This window comes from Arsukibacterium ikkense (genome assembly GCF_000987775.1).
Classification (GTDB): domain Bacteria; phylum Pseudomonadota; class Gammaproteobacteria; order Enterobacterales; family Alteromonadaceae; genus Alishewanella; species Alishewanella ikkense.
Genome location: NZ_LAHO01000008.1, coordinates 66,209 through 82,630, shown reverse-complemented (window position 1 = coordinate 82,630; position 16,422 = coordinate 66,209). Strand labels below are relative to the sequence as shown.

Here is a 16,422-nt window from a genome sequence, read left to right as displayed (position 1 = left end):
TAAATGCGGCTTTAAATCCGGCCCATAGCGCCAAAAGTGTTTTTATCCTGCGCTTTACTTTGCGCGTCTTTTTGCGAAATTAAACCGCGATTTACCAGATTAACCAGGCACTGATCCATGGTTTGCATACCATGCGAAGCGCCGGTTTGAATCACCGAATACATTTGGGCAATTTTATCTTCGCGTATAAGGTTACGAATGGCAGGCACACCGACCATGATCTCGTGTGCGGCGATCCGGCCCCCGCCTATTTTTTTCAGTAGTGTTTGCGAGATAACCGCCCGTAAAGACTCAGACAGCATTGAACGCACCATATCTTTTTCTTCCCCGGGGAAAACGTCGATGATCCGGTCAATGGTTTTAGGTGCTGAGGTGGTGTGCAGGGTACCAAACACCAGGTGACCGGTTTCAGCAGCCGTCATTGCCAACCGGATAGTTTCTAAATCCCGTAATTCACCAACCAAAATAACGTCAGGATCTTCCCGCAATGCTGAGCGTAACGCATTGCTGAAACTGTGTGTATCACGATGCACTTCACGCTGATTGATCAGACAAGATTTGTTGTTATGCACAAATTCTATCGGATCTTCAATGGTGAGAATATGATCGTGCCGCATGGTGTTAATGTAATCGACCATGGCCGCCAGGGTGGTACTTTTACCAGAGCCGGTTGGCCCGGTTACCAGTACCAGACCACGCGGGTTTTCTGAAATAGTCTTGAAAATATCCGGTGCGCCCAAATCATCTAAGGTAAGCACTTCGCTGGGGATGGTTCGAAATACCGCTGAGGCACCGCGGTTCTGCACAAAAGCATTAACCCGGAACCGGGCTAAATTTGGTACTTCAAACGAGAAGTCTGATTCAAGATGTTCTTCGTATTCTTTACGCTGCTTGTCAGTCATAATTTCGTATACCAGCGCATGCACCTCTTTATGTGTTAATGGTGGTATATTCAGTTTACGCACATCACCATCAACCCGGATAAGCGGCGGTACGCCAGCAGAAAGGTGTAAATCTGACGCTTTATGTTCAACACTAAAGGCTAATAATTCGGTAATATCCATGACAATTTCTACTCCGGCTTGCCAACAAATATGAATAACATAGCAGATCAACTGAACGCCGCCTATCAGAACCTGACAGAAAATTGCCTGGAGTTAGGCAGGGATCTGACCAGCATTTGCTTAATTGCGGTTAGCAAGACTAAACCGGCAGCAGCCATTGCAGAAGCCTATCAGGCCGGGCAGCGCCAGTTTGGCGAAAATTACCCGCAAGAACTGCAAAGTAAAGCCGATGAATTGGCCACACTGCAAGATTTGCAGTGGCATTTTATCGGGCCACTGCAGTCCAATAAAACCCGGCTGGTTGCCGGGCATGCCAGCTGGGTGCACAGCATTGATCGGCTGAAAATTGCCGAGCGTTTGGCGGCACAGCGCCCGCCAGAACTGGGCAAACTAAAAATATTATTACAAGTTAATATCAGTAATGAAGCCAGTAAAGCTGGTATTAGTGCTGCTGAGCTGGACGAGCTGGCATTGGCGGTAAGTACACTGCCACAGTTAGAGCTGAAGGGTTTGATGGCGATACCCGCCCCGGGTGACAGTGAACGGGCGTTTGCCGCAATGCAGCAGCTATCAGCAAACCTGCAGCAAAAATACCCTGGCGCAATAGAACTGTCGATGGGCATGTCAGATGACTGGCCCTTAGCTCTGAAATATGGTGCAACTATGATAAGATTAGGCACCGCAATTTTTGGCGCAAGGACTTATGCAAGAAATGAATGACAACACCGTTGCCTTTATTGGCGCAGGCAATATGGCACGTTGCGTGATTGCCGCCATGGTGAATGCCGGTTACCCGCCGGCTAACATTATCGCTGCCAACCGCAGCCAGCCCAAGCTAACCGCACTGGCTGCTGATTATGGTATCAGTACCACCCTTGACAATATCGAAGCTGTTAGCAAAGCAGATATCATCGTGCTGGCGGTAAAGCCGCAAATGATGCAGGGCTTATGTGAAAAACTGTTGCAAAGTGCTCCTGAAATTCAGGAAAAGCTGTTTGTTACCCTGGCGGCCGGTATTGAAGTGAAACGCTATGAACAGTGGCTGGGCCAGGTAAGGCTGGTGCGGGCAATGCCCAATACGCCGTCACTCGTTGGCCAGGGGGTCACCGGCTTATTCCCAAGCCGTTGCTCTAATTATGAACGGGCCTTTGTTGATCATATGTTCAGCGGCACCGGTATGAATGTCTGGCTGGAGCAAGAAGCGCAAATTAACCACATTATTGCGGTTACCGGCAGCTCACCAGCTTACTTTTTCTATTTTATGCAGTCGATGCAACAGGTAGCTGAAAAGTTGGGTTTTGCCCCGGAGCAAGCCAAAGCTATGGTGGCTAAAACAGCGTTAGGCGCCGCAACCATGGCACTGCAAAGCGATGAAAGCTTTGCCCTGTTACGCGCTAATGTAACGTCTAAAGGCGGCACTACCCATGAAGCCGTTACCACCTTTGCTGACCAGGGCTTGGAAAAAATGGTTGCCGACGCCATGTATGCCGCTATTAAACGTGCCGAAGAAATGGCGCAACAAATCTAGTTTGCCGGAGAGTCAAAATGCAGGCCATGTTGTTTTTAATTAATACCGCCTTTAATTTGCTGTTGATGGTGGTGATCCTAAGGGTATGGCTGCAACTAGCCCGCGCCGACTTTTACAATCCGTTCAGTCAGTTTATTGTAAAAGTAACCAACCCTGCGGTACTGCCGCTGCGCCGGCTGATACCGAGCATTGGCAAGCTGGACACCGCCACAGTGGTGCTAGCCTATCTGGTGGCCGTAGCCAAACTGGTGGTATTGCAACTGTTACTGATTGGCGCCATTCAGATACCGGCGACCTTGTTCAGTGGCCTGTTGGTACTGCTAAAAGAAACCCTTAATCTGTTATTCTGGATTTTAATCATCCGGGCCTTGTTAAGTTGGTTCAGCCAGGGCCGTAACCCGATAGAGCTGGTGATGCATCAGTTAACCGAGCCACTGCTGCGGCCAATCCGCCGGGTATTACCGCCATTAGGCGGCCTGGATTTGTCGGTATTAGTACTGATTATCGCGATTCAGTTTATTACCATTTTACTTAGCAGCACCTTTCGCGGTTTATAAGCCCGCGAAAGCGCATCGTCACTTTGCGTTAACAACAGGAGCCAACTTATGAAAGCATCAGGTTATTTCGCATTGACTATCAGTCTTTTTGCCATGTTATGCAGCTGGCAAATAAGCGCCGAACAAATGAAAAAGCTGGGTAGCTGGGATGTGCATTACATTGCCTTTCCTGCCACATTTTTAACGCCGGAAGTGGCCTTAAAAAATGGCATTCAACGCAGTAAGTTTAACGGTGTTGTCAATATCTCCGTGCTCGACACGACCAGCCAGCAAGCTCAGCAAGTCGCCCTTAGTGGCGTAGCTAAAGATCTGGTTGGCCGTCAGCGCAAACTGGACTTTAAGCAGGTAACAGAAGGCGATGCGGTATATTATCTGGTGACTATACCCTATCAGAACGAGCAGCTGTATAACTTTACTATTGACATTCGCCATGGCAACCAGCAACAGAAGCTGAAATTCAGCCATACTTTTTTTGTCGATTAATGACCTTAACCTTTATTCCAAATTGGCCTAAAATGCAGAAACTCGTGCTCGCAAGTTCCAACCAAGGCAAAGTGGCTGAACTCAGTGCGCTGTTAGCGCCTTATCGGTATCAAATCATCCCGCAGCAACAACTTGGGGTAAGTGACGCCGATGAAACCGGCCTGACCTTTATCGAAAACGCCATCTTAAAAGCCCGGCATGCCGCGTTGACAACAGGTTTACCAGCCATTGCCGATGACTCGGGCCTGGCGGTGGATGCGCTCGGTGGCCAACCCGGTATCTACTCAGCGCGCTACAGTGGTGCAGCCGCCACCGATAGCGAAAACATCGCTAAGCTGTTACAGGCATTACAACAGGTGCCGGCAGCAGAGCGTACGGCCCAGTTTCATTGTGTGCTGGTATACCTGCGCCACGCCAGTGACCCCACTCCGCTGGTATGTCATGGTGTCTGGCCTGGCAGTATCAGCACAGCAACACAGGGCGACGGTGGTTTTGGTTATGATCCGCTGTTTATTCCCGACGGCCACACGATTAGCGCCGCAGAACTGAGCAAAACACAAAAAGCAGCGCTGAGCCATCGCGGTCAGGCACTGCGTCAATTAGTTAACCTATTGCAAGCACAGGAAGGCTAAGTGAGCCTGCAACTGCCACCGCTGTCGTTATATATCCATATTCCCTGGTGTATTCAGAAGTGCCCCTACTGCGACTTTAACTCGCATGCGGTTAAACAAGGTATTCCCGAACAGGAATACATTGCCCATTTGCTGGCTGATTTGGACCAGGACCTGAAGTTAGTCAGCGGGCGCACGGTCTCCAGTATTTTTATCGGCGGCGGCACGCCCAGTGTGTTTTCAGCAGAAGGGATTAGCCAGATCCTGCATGGGGTTCAGCAACGTCTGTCCTGCAGCAGCGACATGGAAGTGACCATGGAAGCAAACCCTGGCACTGTAGAAGCAGAGCGCTTTGCCGGCTATGTTGCAGCCGGCGTAACCCGCTTCTCTATTGGCGTACAAAGCTTTCAAACCGCACAGTTAAAAGCGCTGGGGCGAATACACGATTGTGACGAAGCAATCCGGGCCGCGCAGCTGGCCAGTAGCCTGCCCCTTAACAGCTTTAACCTGGATTTAATGCATGGCCTGCCACAGCAAAATGTGCAAGGCGCCCTGGCCGATTTACAGCAAGCCATTGACTTAGCACCACCACATTTATCCTGGTATCAGCTGACCATAGAGCCTAATACAGCCTTTGCCTCGCGCCCGCCAGTGCTGCCGGCCGACGATACCTTGTGGGAAATTCAGCAACAAGGTCTGGCACTGTTACAACAGCATGGCTACCAGCAATATGAAATTTCGGCTTATGCTCAGGCCGGCCATCAATGCCAGCATAACCTGAATTACTGGCGTTACGGCGACTATCTGGGTATTGGCTGTGGCGCCCATGGCAAAATAACCTTGCCCGGTCGCAATACTATTTTACGCACCGTGAAAATTAAACACCCGAAGGGCTATATGGAGATCAGCCGCGGTTATCTGGATAGTCAGGAACAAGTACTGGCAGAGGACAGGCCATTTGAATTCTTTATGAACCGCTTTCGCTTGCTGGAGCCCTGCCCGCACAGTGATTTCAGCGCCTACACCGGTCTGCCACTCGCCAGCATTGAGCTGGCTATTGCCAGCGCGGTACAGCAAGGTTTGCTGCACAATAAGCCGCAACACTGGCAAGTTACCGACAAGGGTGCCCGTTATCTGAATGATTTACTGACATTATTTATTGATTAAACCCCTGTTGTGCGAAGGCACACGGCTAACGGCGCAATAAAATGACCACAACACAGGTACTATTATGAAAAAGACAGCTTTTCGCACCTTCGCTTTAATTCCGCTGGCAGTTAGTCTGGCATTACTCGGCGGTTGCGGCCCGAAAACAACCCAACCGGGTTTAACCGGCGAGCAAACGGCAGCAGCCCAGTTTGACGTGAACGAGCGGGCCAATCAACTGTTTGAGCAAATCTTCATGGAACAAGTGCGCCGTAACCCGGTGTTACAAACCCGGCTAGGCATTAAAGATGATTATGATCAGTGGCAGGATTTAAGTGACGCCGCCTATGACATTGAGCAAGCGATGATTCGCACCCACCTGGAACTGCTCAATGCCATCGATCCCAGCCAACTGGAGCCCAATACTGCGTTAAGTTATCAGCTGTTGCAGCAAGACTTACAAAACAGCCTGGAAGACAGCAAATGGCGCTTTTACAGCTACCCGGTAAACCAGATGTCTGGTATTCATTCACTGGTGCCATCGCTGTTAATTAACCAACATAAAATTGAAGATGTCAGCGACGCCAAAGCCTACATTGGCCGCTTAAATAATGTGCCGCTGTTATTTAACCAGTTACAGCAACAGTTGACCAAGCGTGCCGGACAAAACATTATTATCCCAGAGTTTGTATTTGAACATGTGATTAGCGGCAGCCAGAATGTCATTACCGGCGCGCCATTCAGCCAGGGAGAGGACAGCACCTTACTGGCCGACTTCAAAAAGAAAGTACAAGCGTTAGGGCTGGATGAGGTTGAAGAAAAGTTGCTGTTAGACGAAGCCAATGTTGCCTTGCTTACCAGTGTAGGTATCGCCTATCAAAGCCTTATCAGCTTCCTGCAGAACCTGCAGCAGCAAGCCACTACCGATGATGGCGTCTGGCGTTTTGAAGATGGCGCGGCCTTTTACCAGAACCGGCTGGCGCGCATTACCACCACCGACTTAACCGCCAGCCAAATTCATCAGCTTGGCTTGGACCAAGTTGCCCGTATTCATGATGAAATGCGCGCTATTATGCAACAGGTTAAATTTGACGGCAGCTTAGCCGAGTTTTTCGTCTTTATGCGTGAAGATCCGCAGTTTTACTACCCCGATACCGACGAGGGCCGGGCCGCCTACCTGGCCGAAGCCACCAGGGTGATTGACGATATGAAAGGCCGGCTGGACCAGCTGTTCCGGGTGAAGCCACAGGCCGATATGATAGTACAGGCGGTGGAGCCTTTTCGGGAAAGAAGTGCCGGTAAGGCGTTTTATCAGCGGCCGTCAATGGACGGCAGCCGGCCTGGCGTGTACTACGCTAACCTGTATCAAATGCAGGATATGCCAACCTATCAGCTAGAGGCGCTGGCCTACCACGAGGGCATTCCGGGCCACCATATGCAGCTGGCTATTGCCCAGGAGCTGGACGATATGCCGAAGTTCCGTCGCTTTGGTGGTTACACTGCCTATATTGAAGGCTGGGGCCTGTACAGTGAGGTCCTGCCCAAGGACATTGGCTTGTATCAGGACCCCTACTCTGACTTTGGACGCTTAGCAATGGAGCTTTGGCGTGCTTGTCGTCTGGTGGTGGATACCGGTATTCACGCCAAACAGTGGACCCGCGAGCAAGCCATTCAGTATCTGGTAGATAATACGCCAAATTCAACCACCGATGCCACCAAAGCTATCGAGCGTTACATCGTGATGCCTGGCCAGGCCACGGCTTACACTATTGGCATGCTGAAAATACTGGAACTGCGCGACAAGGCCCAGGCCGAGCTGGGTGAACACTACGATATTCGTGACTTTCATGATGTGGTGTTACGCAACGGCGCGGTACCACTGAACGTGCTGGAGCAACTGGTAAACGACTATATCGCAGCTGCCAAAAGCGAATAAACCCGCACGACAGTAATCTGTAAAAGCAACAGCCGGGTTAGCTGCCCGGCTGTTTTTTACTAAGGCTACAATTAGGCGATTTAGCACCTTAGCTGCGCCGCCGGCTTAACCACTTTTCCAGCTCCAGTACAATAAACACCACTACACCTATACCTACGCAAATCAGGCCATGGCTAAAACGCAGTGCTTCGGTACTAAACAGCTGCTGTAACAGCGGCAGATAGGTAAACAGCAGTTGCAGGCCAAACACTATGGCCACCGCTATCAGCACCGGCTGGGTACCTCTAATGCCCTGCCATGACAATGACGGCCCCTGCATATAGCGCACACTGAACAAATACCAGACTTCCATCGCTACCAGCGTATTGACTGCCATGGTCCGTGCATAATCAATGCTTAATTGCTGGGCGATAGCCCAGTTAAATACCGCAAAGATACCTAAGGTAAATAAGCCCGATACCAGTAAGATGCGCCACAGCACAAAGCCGGAAATCAACGGCTCAGTGACTTTGCGCGGCCGGCGTTGCATCAGTTTGGGCTCTGGCGGTTCAAATGCCAACGCCAACGCCAGGCCAATAGAGCTGACCATATTCACCCACAAAATTTGCAATGGCATTATCGGCAGGGTTAATGCAAATAATAGCGCCAGCACTATCGCCAGCGACTCACCGCCGTTTACCGGTAATAAAAAGGCAATAGCCTTCTTCAGATTGTCGTACACATTGCGCCCAGCCGCCACCGCCTGCGCTATGGTGGCAAAGTTATCGTCCAGCAGCACCATTTCACTGGCTTCGCGCGCCGCCTCTGTGCCGCCGCGGCCCATGGCAATGCCGACATCAGCCCGCTTTAACGCCGGCGCATCATTAACGCCATCGCCGGTCATCGCCACCACGTCGCCCTGCGCTTGCAAGGCGGTCACCAGGCGCAGCTTATGCGCCGGTGTCGTGCGGGCAAACACAGCAGTATGCACTATGCTGTCGGCCAGTTGCGCCTCACTCAGCTCGTCCAGCTCACGGCCGGTCAGTACCCGCTGCGCATCAGCAAGGCCCAGTTGCACCGCTATCGCTGACGCTGTCGCGGCATGATCGCCGGTAATCATCTTGACTTTGATCCCAGCCTGCTGACAGGCGGCAATCGCTGCTATTGCCTCCGGCCGTGGCGGGTCAATCAGCCCAACCAGCCCCAGTAATTGAATATCACCGCTTAAGTCCTGCTGATTCAGCACCGTCTGCTGGCTGTCGAGCCATTTCACCGCCAGTGCCAGTACCCGCTGGCCGCCCGCAGCAATTTGCTCTATCTGCTGCTGCCAGTAGGCCGTGTCCAATGCAGTACTTGCCGGCTCGCTGCCTGCAGGTAGAAAAACACTGTGACACTGTGCCAGTATGGCTTCCGGTGCGCCTTTAATAAAAATATAGCCGCGGCCCTGATGGTCGCTGTGCAGAGTCGCCATATATTTGTGGGCGGAATCAAACGGAATTTCATCATGTCGCGGATACTCTGCCACTTGCTGCTGACGGTTAAGCTCAGCCTTTTCGGCTAATACCAGCAAGGCCGCCTCCATCGGATCGCCCTGAATTTGCCGGCCTGCTTCAGCATCAATTAGTTGGGCATCATTACACAGCAGCGCCGCGCGGCATAGCCAGCTCAGCAGCTCAGCATCTGCCACGTCGTTGCCAGCGGCAGCGGTGATCGCCCCGACCGGACTGTAACCGCTGCCGCTTACCGTCAGCTGCTGCCCGGGCAAGGCAAGCTGGCTTACCATCATTTCATTTAAAGTCAGGGTGCCAGTTTTATCAGAGCAAATCACCGAAACCGCGCCCAGGGTTTCCACTGCCGGCAAACGGCGGATAATGGCCTTGCGTTTGGCCATCCTTGTTACGCCAATCGCCAGTGCTACGGTTAAAATGGTCGGCAGCCCTTCCGGGATGGCGGCAACCACTAAACTTACTACCGCCATAAACAGGTAATTAAGCGAGTAATCGCGCAGATAACCCAGCACAAATACCAGCAGCGCAAAACCGAGCACCGCCATGGTCAGGTAACGGGCAAACTGCGCCATTTGCTGTAGCAAGGGCGTACTGAGCATCACCACTTCACTGAGCATGCGGTTAATTCTGCCAAGCTCAGTGGCGCTGCCGGTAGCCACCACCAGCGCCACGGCCCGGCCCTGGGTTACCAGGGTACCGCTATATGCCATATTGCGCCTGTCAGCCAGCACGACCTCTGCCGCCAGGGGCTCACTGTGTTTTTCTACCGCCACCGACTCGCCGGTCAGCGATGCCTCCTGCACCTGCAGGTTATACACCTTCAGCAGACGCATATCGGCCGGCACTTTATCGCCGGCTTCCAGTATGACAATATCGCCCGGCACCAGCTCAGCAGCATTCAATTGCTCTGTCTGTCCCTCACGCAGCACCCGCGCCCGGCTTGATAATAAAGCGCCTATCGACTGCAACGCTTTTTCGGCCTGCCCTTCCTGAATAAAGCCGATAATGCCATTAACCAGCACCACCGCCAGGATCACAGCCATATCCAGGTATTCAGCCAATACCGCCGCCAGCAAGGCAGCTACCAGCAGTACATAAATCAGCAAATTATTAAACTGGCGCAACAAACGCCGCCAGGCAGGCACCGGCTGCTTCGCCGGCAACAGGTTAGCGCCATAACGCTCGCGCGCTTGAGCTACTTGCAATAGGTTTAAGCCCTGTTCAGGCTGCACACTATATTGCTGATACAACTGCGAAGCTGTCTGTTGATGCCACACAGTAGTATTCGATGGGGGTGTTGTTTGCGCAGAAACAGGCGCGTTGAGCTTTGACATAGTCGCTCCAGAATTGCCAGCTAGGGTTAGCTTAGCAACTGCAGCGACGTAATGTGCTGTGGCAGATCAATTTATCTGTTTTGAATCATTTACCCGGCGCTACGTGGTTTAGCTTTAGGTTTAGTTGCTTTTTCCAGATCGATAACCGTTTCGCTGACTTTGTTAGAACGTCCTGACAATACTTTGCGGGAAATGTTTTTTAACAGTGAGCCACGGTTACTCACTTCAAAGCCAGGCTTGACGATACGTTTGATATCGTCGCCAATCAGCTTTTGAATGCGCTCTAAGGTTTGCTCTTCTTCACGACTGACAAATGAAATAGCATTACCTGCCGCGCCAGCCCGGCCGGTTCGGCCAATCCGGTGCACGTAATCTTCAGGTAAATACGGTAAATTAAAGTTCACCACATAATCCAGGCCCTGAATATCCAGGCCCCGGGCAGCCACCTCAGTGGCAATCAGCACCTGCAACTTAGCCGATTTAAAATCAGCAATAGCGCGGCGGCGTGAACCCTGGCTTTTATCACCGTGACAAACTGCAGCATTCACCTTAGTCTTTTGTAAATCGGCTAACAGCCGATCTGCCTGCTCTTTGGTGCTGGTAAACACCAACACCTGGAACCAGTTATTTTCCGCCAATAGCTGCTCAAACAATTCGATTTTACGGCTTTCCTCTACCGGGTACACCACGTGATTGACGGTATCAGCGGTACTATTGACTTTCGCCACCCGGATTTGCTGATGATTACGCAGAATTTTATGAGATAACTCATTTACCGCCGGTGACGTTGTCGCCGAAAACAACATGGTTTGGCGCGAACTTGCGGTCATTTGCAATAACTTCAGCACATCAGCACTAAACCCCATATCTAACATCCGGTCAGCTTCATCCAGCACCACAAACTCAACGTCACTTAAAATAACGTTACCCAGCGCCATATGCTCGAGCAAGCGGCCGGGGGTACTGATCACAATATCAACGCCTGCGGTTAATTTATTGGCCTGGCCGCCCATTTTAACGCCGCCGTATAAGGCGGTAACGCTGATTGACAAAAACTGCGCATAGCTGCTGATCGCATTAGCCAATTGCTCGGCTAATTCGCGGGTCGGGGTCAGAATCAACGCCCGCGGCCGGCGCTCTACCGTGGCTTTGGGTTTATCCAGCATGCGTTGCAATATCGGCAGCGCAAAGGCGGCAGTTTTACCGGTACCGGTTTGCGCGGTCACTTGTAAATCCTTGCCACGACGCGCCGGCACGATGGCCTGAACCTGGACCGGTGTCATAGTACTGTAGCCACATTCAAGCAGCGCGCGTTGTAAATCTGCAGCTAAATCTAAAGATGAAAATTGCATAAGAGTTCCTCTGTAGAATAGCTACAGTCTAAAATAAAAGGGAAATTAGTCACTAATTTCTGCACTGGGGCGCGGCTGATGGTTGCAAGCTCTGGCCAGGATCTCGATATAAAACGCCGGCAGTTCCTGCGTCACAGCTGCATCAATATGCTTATTAATGTCAGAGGTAAAAATTGTTTCAGCAACCTCTGGCGCAGCACCAAAGCGACAATCGAACGACCAGTAGTCCTTACCTTCCGGCAGCGGCTTGCGGCGCTCTCTGTTCAGGTACTTTTTAATATCATACTTAACGGCATCGACCCAACGAGCAGGTTGCAGCTTTGGGTGAGTTAACGCGATGGTTTTTTTCATCAAGATCCTTACAGGTGTACATTTAAGCGTAGCAGCGAAACACGCTGTTAAAAGCGTATTCTACATGGATAAGCGGAAGATAACCGCCAATTTTGCGTTTTTTGCTGGATAATTGAGTCGCGAAATCCCTGTTGCTTTGGCGCTAAGCGTGGCTGCGTAGCGGCAAGTTGCCCAGCAGCGGCTTTTATGAGTATGCTGTAAGCCAGATTAGAACAGCGACACGGTTAAAAACAATATGATTTTACTTCAGTATTTCGAACCAGAAACGCAAAACTGGCAGCAAATTGATTTTAGCACATTGCCACAGCAGCTCAGCGCCGATGCCAGAGTCTGGATTAACCTGAATGACGCCAATGCAGACGAACTGCAACAGGTATTGCAGCATTTTGCGATCACGCCCACGATGGCCGAAGATTTCAGCCGTCAGCGCCACCCCCCAAAACTGGAAACTCAAGCTGATTACAGTCTACTAATTTTACGTGGCTATGCCGACGCAGATTTTAGCGAATACGCCAGCAGCGCTCAGGTTAACTTGTTATACTCTCACAACGTGCTTATCAGCATGATAAAATGCCATAATCCACATCTGCTACAGCAGCTTACCCCACAGTTAATTGCTGGCCACCGCAATACGGTTGCCGATTGGGTAAAACAGCTAACTTTAAATGTGGCTGCTAGTTACCTGGAGAAGCTGATTGCTTTTGAAGATGAGTTAAGTGAGCTGGAAGACAATATGCTGCACCGCGGTAACGATGAGCAAATGGCATTGATGATGCGTTACCGCTCAGTGCTTCGAAAAATCAACCGCAATCTGGCGTACCAGAAAGACATTTTTGCAGATGCGTTATACGAAGAGAATAGCCCATTACTGCAGCAATTTGGCAGACCCGTCGTTCGTGATTTTTACGAAAAGTTTGAGCGTCTGCACAGTATGACCGATATGTATTATGATCAGCTTAGTGATCTGGTTAGCGGTTACATGTCTACCAGCTCGCATCAGATTAATGACCGGATGAAAGTACTGACCATGATTAGCAGTATTTTTATTCCGTTGACATTCGTTGCCGGGATCTACGGCATGAACTTTGAGTATATGCCAGAGCTGACATGGCCGGCAGCTTACTTTAGTGTGCTGGCGTTAATGGCGGGCGGTGGCGTTGCGGCACTGTTCTGGTTTAAGCATAAAGGTTGGTGGTAATAAGGAGTTTTAATGGCTGATAACCAACCACTGGATATTGAAGATATTGTCCGCGACAGCTTTGATGAAAATGAAGCTGAGCAGCTGACAGACAAACTCAGCCAGCTGGAACCTGAAGAAATTGCTATTGCACTGGAGGCAATGCCGGTAGAGCAGCGGGTTAGTGCCTGGCTGGGCTTACATCCGGATGACCAGATTGGCGCACTGACCCATATGCGGGTTGACGCCCGGGACAACATATTTAAGCAACTTGACGAGCAACAACTGCGTACCCTGGTTGAGGGTATGGAAGTGGATGATTTAATCGAGTTACTGGACGAACTGCCGCAGCGTATCTACAACTATGCCTGCTCGCGGCTCGATGCCAGCCAACGCAGCTGGCTGGAAACGGCGTTAACCTATGACGATGACCAATGTGGTCGTTATGCTGACCACGATTTATTGATCATTAATAAAAATGCCAAAGTGCGGGATGCGGTAAGACTGTTTCGAAAGTTAGCCGACGATGCTGAGTATCAGGATGCACTGTTTGTGATTGACCGCACCGGCCGCTATGCCGGTCTGGTGCACGCCACACAAATACTGGGGTTAGCCAGCCACTTACCGCTAGAAAACTTTATCGATACTGATGCGCCCATAGTAGACGGCACTCTGGAGCTAGACCAAGGCTCAGATATTGTGTCGCGTTCGGGTTATACGGCGTTGGCCGTAACAGATGCTGAAGGCAAGCTGTTAGGCCGGTTATCAATAGGCGAAGCATTGGAGAACGTTCGGCGCAGCTTAGAAAGCCAGTTTATGCACACGGCTGGTTTAGATGAAGAAGAAGACTTATTTGCCCCGGTGTTTGATAGCGCCAAACGCCGCGCACTATGGCTGGGCATTAACCTGTTAACCGCTTTTTTAGCAGCCTATACCATTGGTTTGTTTGAAGCTACCCTGCAACAAGTGGTGGCACTGGCGGTATTAATGCCGATAGTAGCCAGCATGGGCGGCATTGCCGGTAGTCAAACCCTGACGCTGATGATCCGTGGCCTGGCGCTAGAACAGATAACCCCGAAAACCTACCTAATGCTGTTTCGAAAAGAGTTGGGCGTCGGTGCAATTAACGGCGTGTTATGGGCACTGGTCATCGCCGCCATTACTTACTTATGGTTTGGTGACTGGATTATCGGTGGCATTATCGGTCTGGCTATTGTCATTAACATCGTGGTGGCAGCGATATCAGGCGTGTTTATTCCAATCTGGCTGGAGAAGCTCAACATTGATCCCGCCTTGTCAGGTTCAGTTATCCTGACCACGGTCACTGATGTTATTGGCTTTTTTGCCTTTCTTGGCCTGGGCACCTTATTTTTACTGGCGTAAAGCGCCGCGGAGACTTAATGAAAATTGCGATATTGTCGCGAAATGCCGAGCTGTATTCGACCAAACGGTTGGTTGCTGCAGCAGAAGCTGCCGGCCATCAGGTTCAGGTCATCGACCCGCTAACCTGCTATATGAATATTAACCGCACCAACTCCTCTATTCATTATAAAGGTGAGGTGCTGGATGGCTTTGATGCCGTGATCCCGCGCATTGGTGCTTCAATCACTTTTTATGGTACAGCGGTGCTGCGCCAGTTTGAAATGATGGGCGTTTACTCGTTAAATGAATCGGTCGCCATCGGCCGCGCCCGCGACAAGCTGCGCTCAATGCAATTACTGGCCCGCCAGGGTATTGGCTTACCCATTACCGGCTTTGCCGATAAACCCGGCGATATTCCAGATCTTATCGAGATGGTCGGTGGTGCGCCGCTGGTAATTAAACTGCTGGAAGGCACCCAGGGCATCGGCGTGGTGCTGGCTGAAACCCGCACTGCCGCTGAGAGTGTGATTGAGGCTTTTATGGGCCTTAATGCCAATATTCTGGTACAGGAATATATTAAAGAAGCTAATGGCGCCGATATTCGCTGTTTTGTGGTAGGCGATAAAATTGTGGCGGCAATGAAACGTCAGGCGAAAGACGGTGAGTTTCGCTCTAATTTGCACCGTGGCGGTTCAGCGACAGTGGTGCGCTTAACGCCGGAGGAGCGCAGCACTGCAGTGCATGCGGCCAAAACTATGGGCTTAAATGTGGCCGGGGTAGATTTACTGCGCTCTAACCACGGCCCGGTGGTGATGGAAGTGAATAGCTCGCCTGGGCTGGAAGGCATTGAAATGGCCACCAGCAAAGACGTTGCCGGTTTGATTATCAGCTTTTTAGAGAAAAAAGTGGCCAGCCATAAAACCCGGCGTAAAGCCAAAACCAAAGGAACAGGCTAATGAACAGCCGCACTGCGTTTACCCTGGGACCCGACAAAATTGCGGCCGGTAGCCGCGCTGTGGTCGATATTCCGTTTGGCAAGCTCTACACCCATACAGAATTAAACATTGGCGCCCATGTTATTCATGGCCGCCAGGATGGCCCGGTATTGCTGATTACCGCTGCCTTACACGGTGATGAAATTAACGGCGTGGAAATCTGCCGGCGCTTGTTAAAGCTACCGCGCCTGAACCGGATCAAAGGTACGCTAATTGTGGTGCCCATCGTTAATACCTATGGTTTTGTGCAGCAGTCGCGCTACCTGCCCGATCGACGCGATTTAAACCGTAGCTTTCCCGGCAGTGAGAAAGGCTCGCTCGGCAGCCGCATGGCGTATCAGTTTACCGATAAAATTCTCAAATGCTGCACCCATGCCATCGATTTGCATACCGGTGCTATTCATCGGGCTAACCTGCCACAGGTAAGAGCCAGTGCCAAAGATAAAACGGCACTGCGGATGGCCGAGGTGTTTAATGCGCCGGTAATTATTAAAGCGGCCAGCCGCGATGGCACCATGCGTGGCACCGCCAATAATCTGGGTATTCCATTGCTGTTGTATGAAGCAGGCGAAGCGCTGCGCTTTGACGAGCAGTCGATTAAAATTGGCGTGCGCGGTATTGTTAATGTCATGCAGGATTTAGGCATGCTTAGTGGCAAAACCAAAGCACCTAAAAACCGCTCGGTGTTCTCAAAGAAAAGCAGCTGGGTGCGGGCAGAACATGATGGTATCGCCCGCTATTATGTAACACTGGGCCAGACCGTAAAAACAGGCGATATTATGGCGCATATTTATTCGCCCTACTCCGATTTTGAAGTCGCAATTCCGGCAACCTTTGATGGCGTGGTGATCGGCCGCAACAACTTACCACTGGTGAATGAAGGCGAAGCGCTGTTTCATGTTGCCGAGGTCAGTTCGCTGGATGAAGCCGAAAAAACCCTGGATGCGATCAGTGACGAAGTGGACAACGCTATGCCTGCAGCGCTAAGAGATGAATATGGTGTAGTTTAGGCTGTAAAACGGATGTATTTTTGCGTGGA

General features: G+C 51.0%; 15 protein-coding genes. 11 read left to right on the top strand and 4 right to left on the bottom strand.

Features of this window, described 5'->3' with window-relative positions:
• Window positions 1-11: 11 nt before the first annotated feature.
• Window positions 12-1,064, bottom strand: coding sequence for a type IV pilus twitching motility protein PilT (locus tag WG68_RS09480; RefSeq protein ID WP_046557451.1), 1,053 nt, complete (start codon window positions 1,062-1,064; stop codon window positions 12-14).
• Between the two features lie 30 nt (window positions 1,065-1,094).
• Between WG68_RS09480 and WG68_RS09475 the strand changes: the two genes are divergently transcribed.
• The 7 genes from WG68_RS09475 (at window position 1,095) to WG68_RS09445 (ending at window position 7,325) form a co-directional block, all read left to right on the top strand.
• Window positions 1,095-1,784, top strand: a complete 690-nt coding sequence (locus tag WG68_RS09475) for a YggS family pyridoxal phosphate-dependent enzyme (protein WP_046557450.1) — start codon at window positions 1,095-1,097, stop codon at window positions 1,782-1,784.
• Window positions 1,777-2,592: a pyrroline-5-carboxylate reductase gene (proC, locus tag WG68_RS09470; protein ID WP_046557449.1), complete on the top strand. Its 816-nt coding sequence runs from the start codon at window positions 1,777-1,779 to the stop codon at window positions 2,590-2,592. The genes WG68_RS09475 and proC overlap by 8 nt, the downstream gene beginning before the upstream one ends.
• Window positions 2,593-2,609: 17 nt before the next feature.
• The gene (locus WG68_RS09465; RefSeq protein WP_046557448.1) at window positions 2,610-3,149 is read left to right on the top strand and encodes a YggT family protein; all 540 of its coding nucleotides are present in this window, start codon (window positions 2,610-2,612) and stop codon (window positions 3,147-3,149) included.
• A 48-nt stretch (window positions 3,150-3,197) separates the two neighbouring features.
• Window positions 3,198-3,632 carry a DUF4426 domain-containing protein gene (locus WG68_RS09460; protein ID WP_046557447.1) on the top strand — a complete coding sequence of 145 codons (435 nt, stop codon included), beginning with the start codon at window positions 3,198-3,200 and terminating at the stop codon, window positions 3,630-3,632.
• Window positions 3,633-3,664: 32 nt separating this feature from the next.
• Window positions 3,665-4,264 carry an RdgB/HAM1 family non-canonical purine NTP pyrophosphatase gene (rdgB, locus tag WG68_RS09455; protein ID WP_046557540.1) on the top strand — a complete coding sequence of 200 codons (600 nt, stop codon included), beginning with the start codon at window positions 3,665-3,667 and terminating at the stop codon, window positions 4,262-4,264.
• Window positions 4,265-5,410 (top strand): radical SAM family heme chaperone HemW, encoded by a 1,146-nt coding sequence (gene hemW / locus WG68_RS09450; RefSeq protein WP_046557446.1) that lies wholly within the window; start codon window positions 4,265-4,267, stop codon window positions 5,408-5,410.
• A gap of 64 nt (window positions 5,411-5,474) precedes the next feature.
• Entirely contained in the window at window positions 5,475-7,325 is a 1,851-nt protein-coding gene (locus WG68_RS09445) for a DUF885 domain-containing protein (RefSeq protein ID WP_046557445.1), read from the top strand.
• An 88-nt stretch (window positions 7,326-7,413) separates the two neighbouring features.
• On the opposite strand, the gene WG68_RS09440 is transcribed toward WG68_RS09445, so the two are convergent.
• The 3 genes from WG68_RS09440 to WG68_RS09430 form a co-directional block, all read right to left on the bottom strand.
• Window positions 7,414-10,146, bottom strand: coding sequence for a cation-translocating P-type ATPase (locus WG68_RS09440; protein WP_046557444.1), 2,733 nt, complete (start codon window positions 10,144-10,146; stop codon window positions 7,414-7,416).
• 89 nt (window positions 10,147-10,235) lie between these two features.
• Window positions 10,236-11,498: a DEAD/DEAH box helicase gene (locus WG68_RS09435; protein WP_046557443.1), complete on the bottom strand. Its 1,263-nt coding sequence runs from the start codon at window positions 11,496-11,498 to the stop codon at window positions 10,236-10,238.
• 45 nt (window positions 11,499-11,543) lie between these two features.
• A complete protein-coding gene (locus WG68_RS09430) occupies window positions 11,544-11,849 on the bottom strand; it encodes a DUF6172 family protein (RefSeq protein WP_046557442.1) in 306 nt (101 codons plus the stop codon).
• 235 nt (window positions 11,850-12,084) lie between these two features.
• On the opposite strand from WG68_RS09430, the gene WG68_RS09425 reads away from it, so the two are divergent.
• The 4 genes from WG68_RS09425 to WG68_RS09410 are packed head-to-tail and all read left to right on the top strand — an operon-like array spanning window position 12,085 to window position 16,393.
• Window positions 12,085-13,047 carry a magnesium transporter CorA family protein gene (locus tag WG68_RS09425; protein ID WP_046557441.1) on the top strand — a complete coding sequence of 321 codons (963 nt, stop codon included), beginning with the start codon at window positions 12,085-12,087 and terminating at the stop codon, window positions 13,045-13,047.
• A 12-nt stretch (window positions 13,048-13,059) separates the two neighbouring features.
• Complete coding sequence (mgtE, locus tag WG68_RS09420; RefSeq protein ID WP_046557440.1) at window positions 13,060-14,409, top strand: magnesium transporter; 1,350 nt, start codon at window positions 13,060-13,062, stop codon at window positions 14,407-14,409.
• A gap of 17 nt (window positions 14,410-14,426) precedes the next feature.
• Window positions 14,427-15,344, top strand: coding sequence for a 30S ribosomal protein S6--L-glutamate ligase (rimK, locus tag WG68_RS09415; protein WP_046557439.1), 918 nt, complete (start codon window positions 14,427-14,429; stop codon window positions 15,342-15,344).
• On the top strand, window positions 15,344-16,393 hold the full coding sequence (locus WG68_RS09410; protein ID WP_046557438.1) for a succinylglutamate desuccinylase/aspartoacylase family protein: 1,050 nt from the start codon (window positions 15,344-15,346) through the stop codon (window positions 16,391-16,393). Before rimK ends, WG68_RS09410 begins: the two co-directional genes overlap by 1 nt.
• Window positions 16,394-16,422 lie beyond the last annotated feature (29 nt).